Source organism: Microbacterium sp. JC 701 (assembly GCF_021026215.1).
In the GTDB taxonomy this organism is placed as follows: Bacteria; Actinomycetota; Actinomycetes; order Actinomycetales; family Microbacteriaceae; genus Microbacterium; species Microbacterium algihabitans.
Genome location: NZ_JAJNCV010000003.1, coordinates 247,201 through 265,615 on the forward strand (window position 1 = coordinate 247,201; position 18,415 = coordinate 265,615).

Sequence of the window (18,415 nt, forward strand, 5' to 3'; positions counted from 1 at the left end):
GCGGGTCCCACCCCGCCCCGATCTTCGGCGACCACTCCTACCGGTCCGAGCTCTATCAGTGACGCGGGTGTCGTTCTTCGCCACCCCTCACTGATCGGATCGCCATGACCACCCGTACCTACCCCACCCCTCCCGCGCCCGGCCTCGAATGGGCCGACGCGCACATGCCCCTCACCCGCGAGGCCGTCCGCGAGCTCGCGCCGGTGTTCGACGGCCTGCGCATCGCGATGTGCCTGCACATCGAGCCGAAGACGGCGGTGCTCGTGCGCCTGCTCGTCGAGGCCGGAGCACAGGTCTCGCTCACCGGTTCGCCCGGGACCACCCGCGAAGACACCGTCGCCGACCTGCGGGATCGCGGTGTCACCGTGCACGCCGCCCGCGACGACGACGCCCCGCGCGTCGCCGCGGTGCTCGCGAGCGACCCGCACCTCATCCTCGACAACGGCGGCGACCTGTTCCGCGGCGTGCTCGACGGTCACCCCGCCAAGCACCTGCGCGGCGGGACCGAAGAGACGACGACCGGCGGCATCGTCCTGCGCCGTCGCGAGCACGAGGTGCGGCATCCGATCGTCGTCATCAACGACAGTCCGCTGAAGCTCTTGGTCGAGAACCGCTTCGGCGTCGGCCAGTCGGTGGTGCAGGCGTTCATGAGCGCGACGAACCTCATGATCCCCGGCTCGCGGGCGACGGTCATCGGGTTCGGTCCGTGCGGGCGGGGGACCGCGCACACCCTGCGCCAGCTGGGTGCCGTCGTGACGGTGGTCGACACGGATCCCTACCGCGCCCTCGAGGCGTCGCTCGAGGGGTTCATCGTCGCCGGGCTCGACGAGGCGCTCGCGCAGGCCCGGTTCGTCTTCCTCGCCACCGGGGCACCCGGGGTGCTCGGGGCCGCGCAGATCGCGCACCTCCCGCACGGCCTCATCATCGCCGGGGTCGGTCATCACCCGTGGGAGATGGATCTGGCCGCGCTCGGCCGGCCCGTCGCCACCGAGGGATTCCACGCGACCTACGCCCTGCCCGGCGACCGCGCGGTGCACGTGATCGCCGACACCAACATGGTCAACCTCGTCGCGGGGCTCGGCAACCCGATCGAGGCGATGGACCTCGGGCTGACGCTGCAGGCGCGCTCGTTGGCCGCCGTCGCGCGGGGCGAGGTCGCCACCGGGGTGCACCCCGTTCCGGATGCCGTGGACCGAGGGATCGCCGAGGCCTTCCTGCGTCTGCGCACGGCGAACTGAGTCGCGGCGCCTCGTGACGGCATCCGCCCCCGCTCCCGACCCGCGTCGATGGCGTGCGCTCTCGGTCATGCTGATGGGGCAGTTCGCCGCCCTGCTCGACGTCAGCGTGACCAACGTCGCCCTGCCGTCGATCGGGCGCTCGACCGGGGCGGATGCCAGCGAACTCCAGTGGATCGTGACGGGGTACGTGCTCGCCTTCGCGCTCGTGCCGGTGATCGGCGGACGACTGGGTGACGGGTGGGGGCGGCGGCGCATCTTCACGATCGCCGTGCTCGGGTTCGTGATCGCGAGCGCCGCGGTCGGTCTCGCACCGAACGCGGGCCTGCTGATCGCGGCGCGGGTGGTGCAGGGGCTGTTCGGCGGCATGATGGGGCCGCAGGTCTCGGGCTTCATCCAGAACGCGTTCCCGGCGTGGGAGCGGGGCCGGGCCTTCGGGCGCCTGGGGCTCACGGTCGGCGCGGGCACCGCCCTCGGCCCGGTGATCGCGGGGCTGCTGATCTCGGCGGGCGGGCCGGACATCGGCTGGCGTCTGGTGTTCTTCATCAACGTGCCGGTCGGTGTCGCCGCGGTGCTGCTCGCCCGACGGTGGGTTCCCGCCGACGAGCCCGTGGCCGCGGCATCCGGTCAGCGCGTCGACGTGCTCGGGGCGGTGCTGCTGGGCGCCGGCGTGCTGTGTCTGCTGTTCCCGATCGTCGAGACCGGCCAGGGCGGGGGCCCGCTCATGCTGCTCCTGCTGATCCCGGCGGCGGTCTTCCTGTTCGGGCTCGTGCGGCACGAGGCGCGTCTGACGAGGGCGGATGCCGGGCCCCTTCTCGACCTGCGCCTGTTCCGCGTGCGCTCGTTCGTCACGGGCGTCGTGTTCGCGATCGTCTTCTTCTGCAGCAACACCGGCATCCCCCTCGTGCTCGCGCTGTACTACCAGGACGGACTCGGCTTCACCGCGCTGCAGTCGGGCCTCGGCGTCACGGCGTACGCGATCGGATCGGTGGTCGGCGCACCCGTCGCCGGCCGATTCGTCTCGCGGGTGGGGCGCCCGCTGCTCGTGGGCGCGGTCGCGGTCTTCACGACCGTCACGGTGATCCTCGGCGTGCTGGTGCAGACGGCGGCCGACGCGACCGATCCGGTCACCGTGATCCTGCGCCTGTGCGTGCCGCTGTTCGTGCTCGGCGTCGCGGGCGGCGCGATCGTCACGCCCAACCAGACGCTGACCCTCGCCGACGTCGACCCCCGACGCGGCGGGGTCGCCGGGGGCGTCGTGCAGACCGCGCAGCGCGTGGGATCGTCGATCGGCCAGACCGTGCTGGGCACGAGCTTCGTGCTCGCCGTCGGGACCGCGGCCCGTGCGGGCGGTTCGGGTACTCCGGCACCGGATGCCGTTCCCTTCGCCGACGCGCTCACCCTCGCCCTCTCGGTGTCGGTGGTGTTCTCGGGGGCGGCGATGCTGCTCAGCGCGATCGAGGTGCGGCGCCACCGCGAGCGGTAGGCGGCCGGTAGCGCTTCGCCGCGCTCGGGCGGAACGCTCTCGTGCGCGTCAGGGGTGGGTTCCGAGGTGATTCCCCTGTTTCGCCGCGTTGCCGGGCGGTGAAGCGGCTCCCGCCGCGTCTCGGTGGTGGCGTCCGCAGGAGTGCAGCGGGCCCCGGACGGCGTCGGGTCGGACCCTACCCTGACGGGGCGTACCGACCGATCGGTGCGATGCGCCACCCGAATCCCGCACTCGACCCGCATCGGAGCCTCATGCGATCACTCGCGTCCTCGCGCGCACGCTGGTCCGCCCTCTCGGCGACCGTCCTGACGTCCGCGCTCGTCCTCAGCCTCGCCCCCGCGGCAACAGCCGCCCCGCCCGGAGGCGTTCTCGCCTCCGGCGACGACTGGTCCATCACCTCCGCACCGGGCGGTTACCTGGTCAGCTACGAACTCGACGAGCCGCTCCCCATCGTGAGCGACGCGCCGACCCTTCTCGTCGACGGCGAGACGATCGGTCTCGCGACCGAGTCGGCCGACGGGCTCACCCTGTCGGTGTCCACCTCCGACTCCCGCGTCGTCTCCGCGCACGACGTCGAGAAGGGCTGGGCCTCCGGCGGAGGAGACAAGGCGGCGGAGGACCCGACCGCGAAGATCTCCTCCCGCACCGACGACGAGCAGGCCGCCCCGCGGGCGACGACGTTCTCCGGGGCGGACGACCCCGCCGACCCGGGGCCGAACTCCGTGACCGAGGTGGAGTACGACTTCGGCGACCGCGCCATCGCGCTGCAGGGCATCGGCGGCATCCGGGGCGAGATGACCGGCAAGATGTACCTCACCGACGCCCCGGGTGAGCGCCCCACCGTGATCCTGCTGCACGGCCGCCACGCCTGGTGCGCGACCGGAACGGCGAACACCCTGCGCTGGCCGTGCGACCCCAGCCAGGTGAACGTGCGGTCGTACCAGGGCTACGAGGGGACCGGGCGCGCCCTGGCCTCGCACGGCTACAACGTCGTGTCGATCGCCGCGAACGCGATCAACGCCAACGACAACCCGTTCGCCCTCGACTTCGGCGCGCGCGCACGCGGGCAGCTCGTGCTCGACACCCTCGACATGCTCGCGGCCGTCGACGCCGGTCGACCCGTCTCGTACGACGACGTGAGCTGGCCCGACGCGCAGGGGTCGTCGACCACCGTGACGCGCACGCTCGATCAGGCGCTCGCCTACGCCACCACCCGCTCGGACGCACCGGCGACCGCGGCGGCGGGGGTGACGGCCGCGAGCCTCGCCGGCCGCTTCGACCTGGACGACGTCGGGATCATGGGGCACTCTCGAGGCGGTGAGGGCGTGACCGCGGCGGTCACCCTGAACGCCGCGCGGGCCCAGCCGTTCGGCATCACCGCCGTTCTGCCCCTGGCGCCCGTCGACTTCGGCCGTATGACCGTTCCCGACGTTCCGATGAGCGTGGTGCTGCCCTACTGCGACGGCGACGTGGTCAATCAACAGGGCCAGCACTTCGTGGACGACTCGCGTCACGCCTTCGGCGACGACGTGCTGCGGTCGGCGGTGTGGGTGATGGGGGCGAACCACAACTTCTTCAACTCCGTCTGGACGCCCGGGAAGTACCCCTACGCGACCGGCGACGACTGGAGCACGAAAGACCTCACCTCGAGCTGCTCGACGACCGACTCCACCCGACTCACCGCCGCCGATCAGTATCAGGTGGGCGTGTCGTACATGACGGGCTTCTTCCGCATGACGATGGGGCACGAGAAGCAGTTCCAGTCGCTGTTCGACGGGTCGACCACGCCGTCGACGCCGCGTACCGCCTTCGCGGACGTGCGCGTCATGGCGGCGCAGCCCGGGTCGGCGACGAGTCTGGTGACCGACTTCGCCTCGCCGAGCACCCTGGTGCGCACCACCGGTGCGGCCTCCGCCCAGGTGTGTGCGAACGCCGAGACGTCGTCGTCGATCCCGCCGGCCATGCCGTACTGCACCACCCGCGACATCGGGTCGGCTCGCGTGCCGCACTGGACGCCGGCGCGGTTCGGGTTGAACGTCGAGGCCACGCCCGTCACGCGGTTCGTGTGGAGCGGCGGGACCGATCCGGCGACCCCGAGCACCGGGGAACTGCGGGTGTCGCTGCCGCCGGGCTCGCGCGACGTGTCGAAGCGGTCGCAGCTCACGGTGAAGATGGCCCCCGACCGCACGGTTACCTCGGGCACCGATGTCGTGGTCAGCGTCGTCGACGGTTCCGGCCGCGTCTTCAGCCGCGCCGTGTCGGACATCAACCCACTCGCCGTCAACCGCATGCCGGGCGGGTCTCAAGCCGTGCTGAACAAGTTCGTGCTGCAGCAGGTGACGATCCCGCTCTCCGACCTGGGGGTCGACCTCACCGACGTCCGCGAGGTGCGCTTCTCGGCCGCGGTCGGCGCCGACGGCACCGGGGCGGGTGGGCTCTACCTCTCCGACCTCGCTTTCGACACCCCGACCAGCATCGCCGCGGACGTCCGCAAGCGGACCACGGTGGGCGTCGGGTCGACGATCGTGGAGGAGACGGACGGCCCGAGTACCGCGCAGGTGGCGGTGGCGCTGAATCACGCCGACTCGGCGACGGTGACCGCGTGGTTCAGCGTGCTGGGCAACGGTGTCGTGTCGTCGGCCTCGCAAAAGGTCGTCTTCGCCCCAGGGGAGATCTGCAAAACCGTGACCGTCCCCATCGTCGGCAACGACACCGCGTCGGCCACCCCCACCTCGTCGTTCGTCATCAGTGCGACGAACTCGACGGATGCCGTGATGGGGGCGGACGCGTTCGGACGGCTCTCCGTGCGGGAGGACGACGGCGTGACGGGTGACAGCCCCGAGCTCGCCCCGGTCGGAGTGCAGGGGGATGCCTGCGCGGAGCTCGCGGCCGCGCTCACCCCGGGCCGGCTCTCCGCGTCTGAGACGGAGGTCGCCCCGGGCGGCTCCGTCACCCTCACCGGGTCGGGTTTCCGCGCCGGTGAGACCGTCCGCTTCACCCTCGCGGGCGAGGAGATCGCCTCGGTCGTCGCGGACGCCAGCGGAACGGCGACGGTCGAGGTCGAGATCCCGGCGGACGCCGCGCGGGGTGTGCGGGCCGCCGAGGCGGAGGGCGAAGGCTCGGGTCGGCTGCTGGACGTCGACATCGCGGTGCTGACTCCCACCTCGACCACCGTCACGCTCGACGGCGGTTCGACGCTCACCGCGGGCGGCGCGTTACGCTTCACGGCGACCGTCGACGGCGCGAGCGAGGGCACGGTGCACCTGGTGGTCGTGCCGGCCGCGACCGATTTCGACCAGACGGAGCGCGTCCTCGCCTCGGCCACGCTCGTCGACGGCAGCGCTCAGCTGGACGTTCCGGACGGATTGCCGGCCGGGACGTACGTCGTGAAGGCGGTGTTCGACCGCACCGACACCGCGTCGGCGTCGGCTTCCGAGCCGCTGTCGTTCACGGTGGCCGACGCGCCCGGATCCGGCGACGCCGGCGGCTCGCCCTCGTCGGGTGCCCCCGCGAGCACGGGCGGCGGGGCGAGCGGAAACCCTGCGCCCGCCGCGCAGCCGACCGGCGACCAGCTCGCGCGCACGGGTACCGCAGAGGTCTGGGCGTTGCTCGTGGCGGGTGCGGGTCTGCTCGGTGCCGGGGCGCTCGCCGTGGTGATCCGTCGCCGTCGTCAGGGCGTCGATCCGGTCGCTCGGAAGATCTGACGACGATGCCGGTCCGCCCGGTCGAGCTCGCCCTGCCGGCGTCTCGACCGGGCGGACGTGCGTTATCTCAAAATCAGGAGACATGGATACGCCCTCGCCGTCGTCGCTCGACGGTGTCATCCTCATCGGAACCCGGTTGCCTGCTGCACACCGCCGAACTCGCCGTGTGGGGCACCGGCGCCGCCGGGCCGCACGTCGTCGCCGTGGTGCAGGCGCGCCTCCCGCTCCCGGTCCGCGCGCATCACCGGCTGCAGCGGTGGGCGTTCTCGCTGCTGCAGCGCTCCGCGTGCGAGCGCGGAGCGGATGTCGACGTGACGGTGCTCGTCGTCGCCGCCGACACCCCGGCCGAGCTCGTGCGACGGCGCGTGGGCGAACTCGTGCGACGACCGGTCGGGGTCAACCAGGCGTCGGTCCTGTACGAGCACGAAGTGCGCGAGCGGACGATCGCTCAGGCGGCGACGGCCGACTTCATCTGAGCGGCGACCCGCACCGGCCCGGGATGCGTCAGACCGGGGTGGTCTCGGGCCAGTGCACCGCCACGTCGAGGCGGCGTCGTTCGCCGGCGTCGGCGCCGGTGGCGAGCAGATCGACGAGCGCGGCCATCGCCTCGCGGCCCAGCTCGTCGCCGTCCACGTCGATCGCCGGCACCTCGTCGGCCCCGATGGCCTCGGCGACCAGGCGCTCGGCACTCACGACGATTTCGCCGGGTGACGAGACTCCCCGCGCCCTCAGCGCGAAGACGAGTCCCAGCCCGATCGACGTCGCATAGGGCACCACGGCGGTCGCGCCCGAGGTCACCACCGCATCGGCCGCACCGACCCCGGCCGCGAAGGTCGCGGGGAAGGGTCCCAGTCGGGTCAGCGCGACGCGGTCGCCGACCGCCCGGTCGATCGCCGCGCTCCGCTGCGCATCCTGCCACGATCCCTCCGGACCGCCCAGGTAGGCGATCGCCCGGTGCCCGTCGTCCGCGAAGCGCGCGGCGAGGTCGGCGAAGGCGCGCGGGGTGTCGGCGACGAGCGAGGTCATTCCCGCGACCTCCCGGTCGACGAGCACTGTCGGGCCGAAGGCGCCCACCTCGCGCACGACAACGTCGGGCGCGCGCGGGGCGACCAGGATGCATCCGTCGACCTGACGCATGAGGCGCCCCAGGTCCACGATGTCGTCGGCGTCGTCGAGCGGGTGCACCGCGACGGTGAGCTGCAGGTCGGATGCGCGAGCGCGGGCCTGCGCCCCGGCGATGATGGGCGTGAAGAAGGCGTTGTCGAGGGTCGGCACGACGAGGGCGACGATGCCGCTGTCGCCACGGGCGAGGTGACTGGCCGCGCGATTCGGAACGAACCCGAGCTGCACCGCGGCGGCGCGAACGCGCGCGACCGTCTCGGGGGCGACGAGATCGGGGCGCCCGAGCGCCCGGGATGCCGTCGACTTGGCCACACCGGCCAGAGCGGCGACGTCGGCGAGCGTCGTCACGGATTCCCCTTCCGCTGACGCGAGCCTCGCGCACAGTCCGATCATCCTACTGAGCCGTGACAACCGGTTGCGTTGGCGGCGGCACGGCGTTTTACACGCTGTTTACACGAGGGGTCGCATTTCGGCTCGCGAGCGCCCTACGGTGGTAACAACCGGTTGCGCAACCGGTTGCAAACCCCCTCACGAACGGAGTCCGCCCGTGCTGTCACGCCGTACCGGACTGCTCGCCCTGCCGGGGCTGGCGCTGCTGCTGGTGGGGTTCCTCGTCCCCTCGGTGGCGATGCTCTTCGCACCTCCCGGAGTCAGCGCGCTCGACATCTTCGAGCGCCTCGGCCGCATGCTGACCGACCCCTACGACCTCGCGATCATCGGACGCACCGTCGGCCTCGGGCTCATCGTCACGATCGTCTGCATCGTGCTCGGCTTCCCGATCGCGTACCTGCTGGCCCGCTCGACCTCCCGCTGGGCGGGCGTGCTGCTCGCCCTCGCGATCTTCCCGCTGCTGCTCAGCAACGTCGTGCGCACCTTCGGTTGGCTCGTGCTGCTGGGCTCGAACGGCGCGGTCGGACAACTGCTCGTCGGGCTCGGGCTCGTCGAGAAGGCGCCCCAGCTGCTCTACACGGAGCTGGCGATCGTGCTCGGCCTTACGCAGCTCTTCCTCCCGCTCGCGGTGATCTCGTGCTACTCCGCCGTCGCCCAGGTCGACCCGGGCCTCGACGACGCCGCCCGCGGACTCGGCGCCGGTCGCACGCGCACCTTCTGGGGAATCGTCGTGCCGCTGTCGGCTCCCGGCATGGTGGTGGCGGCGACCCTGGTCTTCGCCGGGAGCGTCACCGCCTACACGACGCCGTACCTTCTGGGCGGGTCGAGCCAGCGCATGCTGTCGACGCAGCTCTACTCGTACTCGAGCGTCAGCATCGACTGGGCCGCCGCCAGCGCGACCGCGATCATCATGACCGTCCTGGTCTTCGCGGTGTCGGGGCTGTCGGCCGTCGTCGGACGACGGGGGGCCACCTCGTGAAGACCTCGCGTCCCGTCGCGGCCTCGCTCGCCGTCGCCGGCTACATCGTGATGATCGTTCCGATCCTCTTCGTGGTCGCCACCGCGTTCACCGCCGGTCGCTCGCTGAAGTTCCCGCCCGAGGGTTTCTCGCTGCGCTGGTTCGAAGCCGCCTTCTCGTACGACCCGTTCCTGTCGGCCCTGGTGTCGAGCCTCGAGCTCGCCCTGCTCGCAACGCTGCTCGCGCTGGTGATCGGCGTGCCGGTGACCCTGGCGATCCATCGCGGCCGTCTTCCCGGCAAGGGCATCGTCGAGGGGTTGTTCCTGTCGCCGCTGATCGTGCCCGAGCTGGTCGTCGGCCTGGCGCTCTACCAGCAGCTGATCATCGGTCTGCGTCTCGACAACTTCCCCGTGCTGCTGATCGGTCACACGGTGCTGATGCTCCCGTACGCGGTGCGCGTGACGGGTGCCTCGCTCGCGCTCGCCGACCCCGGTGTCGAAGAAGCCGCCCGCGGCCTCGGCGCCTCGCCGGTGCGCACTTTCTTCACCGTGACCCTGCCGCTGCTGCGCCCCGGCATCTTCTCCGCCGGGCTGCTGAGCTTCGTCACCTCGTTCAACAACGTGCCGCTGTCGCTGCTGCTCCAGAGCCGCGACTTCCGCACGCTCCCGGTCACGATGCTCGACTACGTGCAGCAGAGCTACGACCCCATGGTCGCGGCGACCAGCACCATCATCCTCGCGAGCACGGTCGTCGTGGCCGTCATCGCCGAACGCACGGTCGGCTTCGCCCGCATCTTCGGAGGGATCAACCGATGACCACTGCAGCAGAATTCGTCGGGGTCACCCAGCGCTTCGGCGACTTCACCGCCGTCGACGACATCGACCTCGCCATCCCCACGGGCAAGCTCACGACGCTGCTCGGCCCGAGCGGGTGCGGCAAGACCACGTCGCTGCGCATGCTCGCCGGCTACACGCAGCCCACCTCCGGGCGCATCATGATCGCGGGAACGGATGCCACGCGCCTGCCTCCCGAGAAGCGCGGCCTCGGCATGGTGTTCCAGTCGTACGCGCTGTTCCCGCACATGAGCGTGGCCGAGAACGTCGGCTACGGCCTGAAGCTGCGCAAGGTCGCCCCGACCGAACGCAAACGCCGGGTCGCCGAGGCCCTCGACCTCGTGGGGCTCGGGCATCTCGCCGCGAGCCGGCCCAAGAAGCTCTCGGGCGGGCAGCAGCAGCGTGTCGCCCTCGCCCGCGCGATCGCCATCCGCCCGACCCTGCTGCTGCTCGATGAGCCCCTGTCGAACCTCGACGCCCGCCTGCGCGTGCAGATGCGCGCCGAGATCCGTCGCATCCAGGCCGAGACCGGCCTCACCGTCGTGCTCGTCACCCACGATCAGGACGAAGCTCTCGAGATGTCCGACCGCATGGTGCTCATGCGCACCGGCCGCATCATGCAGGAGGGCGCTCCCTCCGAGGTGTTCGGCGCTCCGGCCAACCGGTTCGTCGCCGAGTTCCTGGGCTACGAGAACTTCGTGACGGATGCCGACGGGTCGCTCACCACCGTGAGGCCCGAGCACCTGACACTCGGTGCGTCGGCGGCATCCGGACTCTCGATCGACGGCGTCGTCACCGACGTGGCGTACCGCGGCGTCGACCGCCTCGTCACCGTCGAGACCGTCGACCGCGCCGGAGAGACGGTCCGCCTCGTCGCCGACGTCCGCGACGAAGACGTCACGGCCCGCCCGGGCCAGAGCGTCACCGTGTCGGCACCCGCCGCGCGACTCATCCGGCTCGCGGCCTGACCCGCGCGCTTCCCCTGCCTGCTCCACCCGCCCCGCCCCACCGCACACGTCGGCCGGCCCCGCCCGCCGTTCGAGAGGACACCGCATGAACCGCACCCCCCGCCGCATCCTCGCGGCCTCGTCCGTCTTCGCCGCCACCGCGCTCATCGCCACGGGATGCTCCGGCTCCTCCGGCGGCGGCGATGCCGCGGCGAGCGACACCATCGTCGTCAGCACCTTCCCGTTCGGCGTCGAGGAGTTCCAGAAGGCCGTCATCGACCCCTTCACTGAGAAGACCGGGATCAAGGTCGAGGTCGAGACCGGCAGCAACGCCGACCGTCTGTCGCAGCTGCAGCTGGCCGCTGGGGATCCCGGCATCGACGTGATGCTGATCTCCGACACCTTCGCGGCATCCGGACAGGAGAAAGACCTGTTCCAGTCGTTCGACGAGTCGAACGTGCCCAACCTGGCGAACATCGCCGACTTCGCCGTCGAGGAGGGCTTCGACGGCCCCGCGTACAGCTACCAGCTGAACGGCACCATCTACAACACCGGCGAGGTCACCGCGGCGCAGGCCGCCGACTGGTCGCTGTACGCCGACCCCGCCCTCAGCGGTCGCCTGGCGTTCCCCGACATCTCGGTCACCGCCGGTCAGCTCGCCGTCTCGGGCGTCGCCGACGCGTTCGGCACCGGCCCGTTCGACATCGACACGGCCTACTCGACCATCGGCGGCTGGGCCCCCGGCATCCTGCAGTTCTACTCGTCGTCGACCGAGGTGACCAACCTGCTCACGCAGGGCGAGATCGTCGCCGCCGACGCGCTGAGCGGGTTCGCGACCACGCTGATCGCCTCGGGTGAGCCGGTCGCGTGGACGGCGCCGACCGAGGGTCGCTACATGGCGACCAACCGCGCCATGATCCCCGCGGGTGCGCCGAACGTCGAGGGCGCCTCCGCCTTCGTCGACTACCTGCTCTCCACCGAGGCCCAGAGCCAGTCGGCCAAGATCGTCGGCGACCTGCCCGTCGCCCTCGACGCCGAGATCCCCGCCGAGATCACCGCCGTCGTCGGCGACATCGCCGCCGACCCGGTCGCCGCCGGCTACTCGACGCTCGACCCGGCGGAGATCCTCCCCAACCGCGGTCAGTGGGTCGAACGCTTCGCCCGTGAGGTCACCTCGCGCTGACCCCCCGACCGGTCGTCCGTGCCCCACGCCGGGCGACCGCCCGCCCGGCCACCGAGATCCCCCCGCTCGGTGGCCGGGTCCCCTCCGCTCCACCACGCATGAACGGCTCCACCATGTCCGCACAGCCCCTGCCCGCCGCGTACCTCCACCGCCTGCCCAAGGCCGATCTGCACTGCCACCTCATCGGCACGGTGCGCCCCGCGACGTTCGCCGAGCTGGCGCGACGGGAGTCGCTCGCCCTGCCGGCCGACCCCGAGCGCATCTTCGCCGACATCAACTCGCTGCCGCCGGATCCCGCCCTGTATCGGCACACCCGCATCCCGGTGCCTCAGGAGCGCGGCGCCGATGAGCCCGCCGTGTCGTACTCGCTGTTCCAGGTGTCGAACTGGGTGGTCGAGGTGCTGCGCGACGCCGACGATCTGACCCGCATCGTCTACGAGGCCTTCGAAGACGCCCACCGCCTCAGCGGTACCCGTCACCTCGAGCTCTTCTTCGACGCGCTCCCGCCGCATCTCGCCTCGCTCGGCTACTCGGGCGCGGTCGAGGCCTACGCCGAGGGAATCCGCCGTGCCGAGCGCGACTTCGGTATGACGGGGCTCATGATCCAGGGCATCGACCGCAGCCGTAGCGGCGACGAAGCCCTCGAGGTCGTGCGCCGCGTCGTCGACAACCCGCACCCCTACGTCGCCGGCATCGGCCTCGACAACCTCGAGACCGCAGGTCCCCCCGAGCGCTTCGTCGACGCGTACCGGCTCGCGGGCGAGGCGGGCCTCGGCCGCACGGCCCACTCGTCGGAGCACGCCCCCACCGCCGTCAACACGATCACGTGTCTCGACGAGCTCGGCTGCGACCGCATCGACCACGGCTACTACGTGCTCGAAGACGACGAGGTCGTCGCGCGGCTACGCGATCAGCAGGTCGCCTTCACCGTCGCCTCCACCACCTCGCGCCGGTCGTGGCGTCCGTGGCGACGCGCGTCGATCTCGGCGATGCTCGACGCGGGCCTCAACGTCATCCCGTGCTCCGACGACCCCGGCATGTTCCCCACCACGTTGGCATCCGAGTACCGCATCGTCTCTGAGCAGATCGGCGCCACCGCCGACCAGGTGCGCCGCATGGCCGTCTCCTCGTTCGAGGCGTCGTGGCTTCCCGCCGCGGAGCGTGCCCGTGCGGTCGCCGCGGCCGAAGCGGAGATCGCGGCGCTCGACGCCGAGTTCGACCTGGTGGCGCCCGCGTCGGGACGCTGACGCCGCGGGGGTCGGGGCCTCAGCTCTCGTCGGCCCAGCGGTCGCGGTAGCCGCGATCGTCGTCGGGCCGCGCGGCATCCGGTGCCGCCCAGTCGACCTGGAAGCCGCACTCGCGGCACTCGTCGGCGGTGACCTGCTCGTCGAGCAGCGGATGCATCGTCACCCCGCACGCCGGGCAGATCGGCTGCCGGTCGTCGGTGTACGGGTCGCGCAAGGTCATGGCGGGTGCAACCGCGCGCTGTCGTGTCGTGTTCCCCGCCGCTAGCGTCGGAGCATGCACGTCGCCCGCCTCGGTCTCGGCCTCGCCGCCGTCGGCCGCCCCGCCTACATCACCACGGCCCGCGACGAGGATCTCGGCGATCCGGCCTTGCGCTCGATCGAGGCGTTGCGCGACCGTGCGCACGCGCTGCTCGACGAGGCGTGGGCTCTCGGCATCCGCTACGTCGACGCGGCCCGCTCGTACGGGCGCGCGGAGGAGTTCCTCGGGTCGTGGCTCGCACGGCATCCGGAGCGTCGCGCCGCGCTGACGATCGGTTCGAAGTGGGGCTACGCCTACGTCGGTGAATGGCGGATGGATGCCGCGGTGCACGAGCGCAAAGAGCACTCGGTCGCCATGTTCGACCGGCAGTGGCCCGAGACGCTGGCGGCGCTGGGCTCGGCTCCGGACTTCTACCTCATCCACTCGGTGACCCCCGACAGTCCCGCGCTGTCGGATGCCGTCCTGCTCGACCGGCTGCGCGCCCTGCGCGACCGCGGCGTCCGCGTCGGCCTGTCGACGAGCGGGCCGCATCAGGGCGAGGTGATCCACGCCGCCCTCGCGGTCGATGAGCACCCCTTCTCGGTGGTGCAGTCGACGTGGAACCTGCTCGAGACCTCGGTGGCGCCGGCCCTGCAGACGGCCCACGGCGACGGCTGGACGGTGGTGGTGAAGGAGGCTCTCGCCAACGGCGAGCTCGCGCGCGCCGAGCCGGGCAGTCGCCTCGACCGCCTGGCATCCGGACTCTCGCCCGACGTGTTCGCCCTCGGCGCCGCACGAGCGCAGCCCTGGGCCGACATCGTGCTCAGCGGAGCGACGACGGCCGCGCACCTGCGCCGCGGGGTGCAGGCGGGCCCCGTCGCGGCCCCGGACGAGCTCGCGACCGATCCCGACGACTACTGGCGCCGGCGGTCGGAGCGCCCCTGGCGGTGAGCTGCGCTCAGGGCACGCAGTTCAGGGTCGCGACGGTGCCCGAGACGTTCGCCCACGAGGTCGCGATCGCCGTGGCCAGCACCGCGCCCGACGACGAACGCGCCTGGACGTAACCGGAGGATCGCGCGTCGGCGATCGAGCGCACGGTGATGCCGGGGGAGTAGGTGCCGCACGTCGAGAACGACACGCGCGTGCCCGAGAGGCTCGATCCGCTGAAGGCGCAGACGTTGCCGTCGGCGCAGCTTCCGACCGCGCGCTCGGTGCCGGAGGGGGCGTCCATGGTCATGCCCTGCTCGGGCCATTCGGCGTGATGGGAGTCGATGACGACGCCGCCCGGGATCTCGCGGAGCGCCGCGGCGATGTCGGGGTGCAGCTGGTCGGTGCTGGTCATTCGGTGTCCGCCTTCCTGTCGAGGACATCCCAGAGGGTGTAATCGGTGATGGATCCCGCGGGGAGCTTCAGGGTGTCGCTGTCGGCGAGGAGCGCGGATTCGAACCCGACGATGCGCCCCGTGTCGGCCGAGAGCAACAGAGTCGACTCCGACGTGGTCAGCCCCGACGGCACCGCGGCGAGACCGACGACCGGGCGGCCGAGGCGGTCGAAGGCCGTTCCGACCACGCGGAGTCCGGGGGCCTGGCCGACGACCTCGAGCAGGGCTGCCTGCTGCGGACCGGTGAGCGTCCACTCGCCGAGCAGGGCGCGTGCCCCGAGCATCGCATCGCCCGCCGTCAACTGATCGCCGGCGCCCGTCGAGGTGAGCACCAGTGCCCGCATCGCGTCGACCGTCGGCTCGGGTGGGGTGGGGGAGAGGGGCGCGAACTGGTTCTGCACGAACGTCAGGTCGCCCACGACGGTGCCCGGCGTCGGTTCTCCGGCCGGGACCGTGTCTCCCGCCGCGTTCGTCGCCTCGGCGGCGGTCGTCACGACCGAACCGGACAGGTCGGCGTTCCACCGGACGTCGACCCACTCGCGGCGGAACACCGTCGCTTCGGCCTCGTCGGGCGACCCGCTGAAGTACCAGCCGAGAGAGAGCGAGCGGCGCTCGGGCTCGGCGGGTCCGGTGCCGTCGGTCAGGCGTTGCCGCGCCTGCGCGATCACCTGCGAGGCGTCGTCGGAGATCACGGTGAACGCCAGAGGTTGGGGAGTGAGGGCGGATGCCGGCGAACTCGGCATCCACAGGACTCCGGTCACGATCGCCAGCACGAGGACGACGACCGCGGCGGCGGAGCCCCACGTCACGAAGGCCGGTCGGCGGCGCGTGTTCTGCGCGGACGCGGCGAAGGCACGGGCTCGACGTTCGGCGTCGAGCGGGATCGGGGCGTCGAGGGGGGTGCGCGCCGGATCGAGGCGCTGCAGGGCGCGGGTCAGATCATCGTCGGTCATCGAACACCTCCTCCGCCGAGACGGTGGTCCCCTCGAGCAAGGGCCGGAGTTTCGCCCGCACGCGGTTCAACCGGGTCCAGACGGTCCCCGCGCTGGCGCCGACGACGATCCCCACCTCGGTCGCCGAGAGCTCCTCCCAGTACGTGAGCCAGAGGATCTCCCGCTCGCGTTCGGAGAGCTCGCGGATCGCGTCGACCAGACGTTCGATCATCTCGCCCTCCGACGAGCTCGAGAGAGTGCGCACCTGGTCTTCGATGTGCGTCCACAGTGCCCCCTCCCTGTCTCGTCGTCGGTACTCGTTCGCGATGAGGTTGCGTGCCGTGCGGTACAGCCACGGCAATCCGAACGGCTCTCGCGGATCCCGCTTGCGCCACGCGATCTCGAAGCACTCCATCGTGAGGTCGTCGGCGGCCTCGCGATCCGACACGCGTCGCTCGATGAACCGTCTGACCGCGATGTAGTGCTCACGGAAGAGCGCCACGAAGCCCGCGTCGTCCGTCACCGCCGTCTTTCCTCGTGCTCGTACCCGGGCTGTGTCGCCAGGGCGGTGAACCTTACGGCGGAGCCGCGGAAAAAACTTTTCGACCCCGGTGTAAGGAATGCGGCGGGGGTGACACAGCACTGGTGGGGGTGGGTGCCGTCTCCGGCTTCGAGAGGGCACCCGCATGCCCGTCGTCCGATGTTCGGGTCTGACGACGACGGGCGAGGGGTTGCGCCGCATGGGGGTGGCGCAACCCCTCGGATACCCGTCATGCGTTCCAGGATGTCAGAGTCGCGACGCCTTGCCCGGCGTCGACTGCGCCGTCCGGCTAGGGCTTCGCGTCCGGGTCGACGAGCAGGTTCGTGATGCGGGCCGTCGCGATCGGCCTGCCGTCGTCGTCGGTGACGTGGACGTCGTACGTCGCGAGACGTCGACCTCGGTGCGCCGCCGTGGCGACGGCGTGGATCCGCCCGTCACCTGCCCCGCGGTGGTGCGTGATGTTGAGGTCGACCCCGACGCAGACCTTGTCGTAGCCCGACGCGTGGATCATGGCCGCCCACGAGCCGACTGCCTCGGCGAGGGCGGCGGTCGCCCCGCCGTGCAGGCGCCCGAGCGACTGCGTGTTGCCCTCCACCGGCATCGAGGCCGCGACCCGGTCGGCCGACTGCTCGGTGACGGTGATGCCGAGACGCTCGTCGAGGGCTCCGGGGACGATGCTCCACACCGGCATGACTGCTCCTTCCGCCACGCTCGTGCGCAGCCGACTCGTGCGCTCTTGTCGAGCGCGTCCGGCTCTGACACTATTACTGAACGCTCGGTCGGTAACAGATCCGATCGAGATCCACCGCCCTGCCCACAGAACGACGGAGTTCTCATGGCCACCACCCACGCCCCGGCATCCACCCGTCCCACCGCAGGTATCTCGCGAGAGGAACGGCGCGTGCTCGCCGGCACCCTCGTGGGCACCTCGATCGAGTGGTACGACTTCTTCATCTACGCCCAGGCGGCGGGGCTCGTGCTCGCGCCGCTGTTCCTCGCCCCTCTCGCCCAGACCGATTCGGCCATCGCCCAGGTGCTGTCGTTCGCGACGATCGGCATCTCGTTCCTCTTCCGCCCGCTCGGCGCCGTCGTGGCCGGATGGCTCGGCGACCGCCTCGGCCGCAAGAAGATGCTCGTGCTCACGCTCATCATGATGGGCGTCTCGACGGCCCTCATCGGCGTGCTCCCGACCTACGCCGCGATCGGCGTGGCCGCCCCCATCCTGCTCATCCTCCTGCGCGTGCTGCAGGGTTTCTCGGCCGGTGGCGAGTGGGGCGGTGCGGCCCTGCTCTCGGTCGAGCACGCCCCGGTCAACCGCCGCGGCTACTTCGGCGCGTACCCGCAGATCGGGGTGCCGGTCGGCATGATCCTCGCCACCGCGACGCTGTGGATCCTCACCTCGTCGATGTCGGCCGAGGCCTTCCTCGCGTGGGGCTGGCGCGTGCCGTTCCTCTTCTCGATCGTGCTCATCGTCGTCGGATACGTCATCCGCCGCGCGGTGGAGGAGAGCCCCGTGTTCGAAGACCTCGTGCGCCGCCGCAAGGAGTCGTCGGCCCCTCTCGGTCAGCTGTTCCGCAAGAACTGGCGCCAGGTCGCCCTGACGGCGTTCGTCTTCATCGGCAACAACGCCGCGGGCTACCTGCTCATCGCGTTCTTCGCGACGTACTCCGTCACGGCGTTGGGCATGGATCGCCCCACCGTGCTGCTGGCCACGACCCTGGCATCCTTCGGCTGGCTCGGCTTCACCCTGTGGGGCGGCCGGCTCTCGGACCGTCTCGGACGCGTGCGCACCTTCCAGCTCGGCTACCTGCTGCTGGCCGTGTGGGCCGTGCCGATGTGGTTCCTCATCGACACCGCGAACATCGTCTGGTACTTCGTCGCGCTGTTCGTGATGACGCTCGGCCTCGGCCTGTCGTACGGACCGCAGGCCGCGCTGTACGCCGAGATGTTCCCCGCGAACGTGCGGTACTCGGGCGTCTCGATCGGCTACGCGCTCGGCGCGATCATGGGCGGAGCCTTCGCCCCGATGATCGCCGAGGCCCTGCTGCGCTCGACCGGCGCCTCGTGGACGATCGGCGTGTACATCGCGATCGCCGCGCTCATCTCGCTCGGCGCCGTCTCGCTCATCACGGAGCCGAAGGGCGTCGATCTGCGGGCGTGATCCCGGATGCCGAGGAGGGGCCCCTGCGCACGGCGCGGGGCCCCTTCGTGGTGTCGT

17 protein-coding genes are annotated in these 18,415 nt (G+C 71.5%); 11 read left to right on the forward strand and 6 right to left on the reverse strand.

Translation table 11 applies throughout. From position 1 onward, the window contains the following. The first annotated feature begins 104 nt into the window (after positions 1 to 104). The 4 genes from LPW41_RS13030 (at position 105) to LPW41_RS13045 (ending at position 6,901) form a co-directional block, all read left to right on the forward strand. A complete protein-coding gene (locus LPW41_RS13030) occupies positions 105 to 1,238 on the forward strand; it encodes an adenosylhomocysteinase (RefSeq protein WP_230705056.1) in 1,134 nt (377 codons plus the stop codon). 13 nt (positions 1,239 to 1,251) lie between these two features. Further along, positions 1,252 to 2,721 carry an MFS transporter gene (locus LPW41_RS13035; RefSeq protein WP_230705057.1) on the forward strand — a complete coding sequence of 490 codons (1,470 nt, stop codon included), beginning with the start codon at positions 1,252 to 1,254 and terminating at the stop codon, positions 2,719 to 2,721. Between the two features lie 251 nt (positions 2,722 to 2,972). Then, on the forward strand, positions 2,973 to 6,425 hold the full coding sequence (locus LPW41_RS13040) for an LPXTG cell wall anchor domain-containing protein (RefSeq protein ID WP_230705058.1): 3,453 nt from the start codon (positions 2,973 to 2,975) through the stop codon (positions 6,423 to 6,425). Positions 6,426 to 6,538: 113 nt separating this feature from the next. Further along, on the forward strand, positions 6,539 to 6,901 hold the full coding sequence (locus LPW41_RS13045; protein ID WP_230705059.1) for a hypothetical protein: 363 nt from the start codon (positions 6,539 to 6,541) through the stop codon (positions 6,899 to 6,901). 28 nt (positions 6,902 to 6,929) lie between these two features. Here LPW41_RS13045 and LPW41_RS13050 read toward each other — a convergent pair whose 3' ends face one another. After that, complete coding sequence (locus tag LPW41_RS13050) at positions 6,930 to 7,895, reverse strand: LacI family DNA-binding transcriptional regulator (RefSeq protein ID WP_230705060.1); 966 nt, start codon at positions 7,893 to 7,895, stop codon at positions 6,930 to 6,932. 199 nt (positions 7,896 to 8,094) lie between these two features. On the opposite strand from LPW41_RS13050, the gene LPW41_RS13055 reads away from it, so the two are divergent. The 5 genes from LPW41_RS13055 to LPW41_RS13075 all read left to right on the forward strand — a co-directional run bounded on the left by LPW41_RS13055 (position 8,095) and on the right by LPW41_RS13075 (position 13,105). Continuing rightward, entirely contained in the window at positions 8,095 to 8,916 is an 822-nt protein-coding gene (locus LPW41_RS13055) for an ABC transporter permease (protein ID WP_144832636.1), read from the forward strand. After that, positions 8,913 to 9,710 carry an ABC transporter permease gene (locus LPW41_RS13060; protein WP_230705061.1) on the forward strand — a complete coding sequence of 266 codons (798 nt, stop codon included), beginning with the start codon at positions 8,913 to 8,915 and terminating at the stop codon, positions 9,708 to 9,710. The genes LPW41_RS13055 and LPW41_RS13060 overlap by 4 nt, the downstream gene beginning before the upstream one ends. Continuing rightward, complete coding sequence (locus LPW41_RS13065; RefSeq protein ID WP_230705062.1) at positions 9,707 to 10,696, forward strand: ABC transporter ATP-binding protein; 990 nt, start codon at positions 9,707 to 9,709, stop codon at positions 10,694 to 10,696. The genes LPW41_RS13060 and LPW41_RS13065 overlap by 4 nt, the downstream gene beginning before the upstream one ends. 85 nt (positions 10,697 to 10,781) lie before the next feature. Then, complete coding sequence (locus tag LPW41_RS13070) at positions 10,782 to 11,858, forward strand: PotD/PotF family extracellular solute-binding protein (RefSeq protein ID WP_230705063.1); 1,077 nt, start codon at positions 10,782 to 10,784, stop codon at positions 11,856 to 11,858. Between the two features lie 113 nt (positions 11,859 to 11,971). Then, positions 11,972 to 13,105, forward strand: coding sequence for a hypothetical protein (locus tag LPW41_RS13075; protein WP_230705064.1), 1,134 nt, complete (start codon positions 11,972 to 11,974; stop codon positions 13,103 to 13,105). 19 nt (positions 13,106 to 13,124) lie between these two features. Here the strand turns inward: LPW41_RS13075 and LPW41_RS13080 are convergent, their stop codons facing one another. Then, a complete protein-coding gene (locus LPW41_RS13080) occupies positions 13,125 to 13,325 on the reverse strand; it encodes a zf-TFIIB domain-containing protein (RefSeq protein ID WP_230705065.1) in 201 nt (66 codons plus the stop codon). Positions 13,326 to 13,379: 54 nt separating this feature from the next. On the opposite strand from LPW41_RS13080, the gene LPW41_RS13085 reads away from it, so the two are divergent. Next, the gene (locus tag LPW41_RS13085; RefSeq protein WP_230705066.1) at positions 13,380 to 14,294 is read left to right on the forward strand and encodes an aldo/keto reductase; all 915 of its coding nucleotides are present in this window, start codon (positions 13,380 to 13,382) and stop codon (positions 14,292 to 14,294) included. Positions 14,295 to 14,301: 7 nt separating this feature from the next. On the opposite strand, the gene LPW41_RS13090 is transcribed toward LPW41_RS13085, so the two are convergent. From LPW41_RS13090 to LPW41_RS13105, 4 genes are all read right to left on the reverse strand, one after another. Next, on the reverse strand, positions 14,302 to 14,685 hold the full coding sequence (locus LPW41_RS13090; protein WP_230705067.1) for a hypothetical protein: 384 nt from the start codon (positions 14,683 to 14,685) through the stop codon (positions 14,302 to 14,304). Beyond that, positions 14,682 to 15,677 carry a hypothetical protein gene (locus LPW41_RS13095; protein WP_144832657.1) on the reverse strand — a complete coding sequence of 332 codons (996 nt, stop codon included), beginning with the start codon at positions 15,675 to 15,677 and terminating at the stop codon, positions 14,682 to 14,684. The genes LPW41_RS13090 and LPW41_RS13095 overlap by 4 nt, the downstream gene beginning before the upstream one ends. Further along, entirely contained in the window at positions 15,664 to 16,179 is a 516-nt protein-coding gene (locus LPW41_RS13100; RefSeq protein WP_187358464.1) for an RNA polymerase sigma factor, read from the reverse strand. Before LPW41_RS13100 ends, LPW41_RS13095 begins: the two co-directional genes overlap by 14 nt. Before the next feature lie 307 nt (positions 16,180 to 16,486). Continuing rightward, a complete protein-coding gene (locus LPW41_RS13105) occupies positions 16,487 to 16,888 on the reverse strand; it encodes a PaaI family thioesterase (protein WP_144832664.1) in 402 nt (133 codons plus the stop codon). 144 nt (positions 16,889 to 17,032) lie between these two features. On the opposite strand from LPW41_RS13105, the gene LPW41_RS13110 reads away from it, so the two are divergent. Then, on the forward strand, positions 17,033 to 18,358 hold the full coding sequence (locus tag LPW41_RS13110) for an MFS transporter (protein WP_230705068.1): 1,326 nt from the start codon (positions 17,033 to 17,035) through the stop codon (positions 18,356 to 18,358). The last annotated feature ends 57 nt before the right edge of the window (positions 18,359 to 18,415 follow it).

What these genes read in the sequence shown, in the direction of transcription:
- LPW41_RS13030 (WP_230705056.1), top strand. Translation starts at nt 105, where the DNA reads ATGACCACCCGTACCTACCCCACCCCTCCCGCGCCCGGCCTCGAATGG.
- LPW41_RS13040 (WP_230705058.1), top strand. Translation starts at nt 2,973, where the DNA reads ATGCGATCACTCGCGTCCTCGCGCGCACGCTGGTCCGCCCTCTCGGCG.
- LPW41_RS13065 (WP_230705062.1), top strand. Translation starts at nt 9,707, where the DNA reads ATGACCACTGCAGCAGAATTCGTCGGGGTCACCCAGCGCTTCGGCGAC.
- LPW41_RS13070 (WP_230705063.1), top strand. Translation starts at nt 10,782, where the DNA reads ATGAACCGCACCCCCCGCCGCATCCTCGCGGCCTCGTCCGTCTTCGCC.
- LPW41_RS13075 (WP_230705064.1), top strand. Translation starts at nt 11,972, where the DNA reads ATGTCCGCACAGCCCCTGCCCGCCGCGTACCTCCACCGCCTGCCCAAG.
- LPW41_RS13080 (WP_230705065.1), bottom strand. Translation starts at nt 13,325, where the DNA reads ATGACCTTGCGCGACCCGTACACCGACGACCGGCAGCCGATCTGCCCG.
- LPW41_RS13085 (WP_230705066.1), top strand. Translation starts at nt 13,380, where the DNA reads ATGCACGTCGCCCGCCTCGGTCTCGGCCTCGCCGCCGTCGGCCGCCCC.
- LPW41_RS13090 (WP_230705067.1), bottom strand. Translation starts at nt 14,685, where the DNA reads ATGACCAGCACCGACCAGCTGCACCCCGACATCGCCGCGGCGCTCCGC.
- LPW41_RS13095 (WP_144832657.1), bottom strand. Translation starts at nt 15,677, where the DNA reads ATGACCGACGATGATCTGACCCGCGCCCTGCAGCGCCTCGATCCGGCG.
- LPW41_RS13105 (WP_144832664.1), bottom strand. Translation starts at nt 16,888, where the DNA reads ATGCCGGTGTGGAGCATCGTCCCCGGAGCCCTCGACGAGCGTCTCGGC.
- LPW41_RS13110 (WP_230705068.1), top strand. Translation starts at nt 17,033, where the DNA reads ATGGCCACCACCCACGCCCCGGCATCCACCCGTCCCACCGCAGGTATC.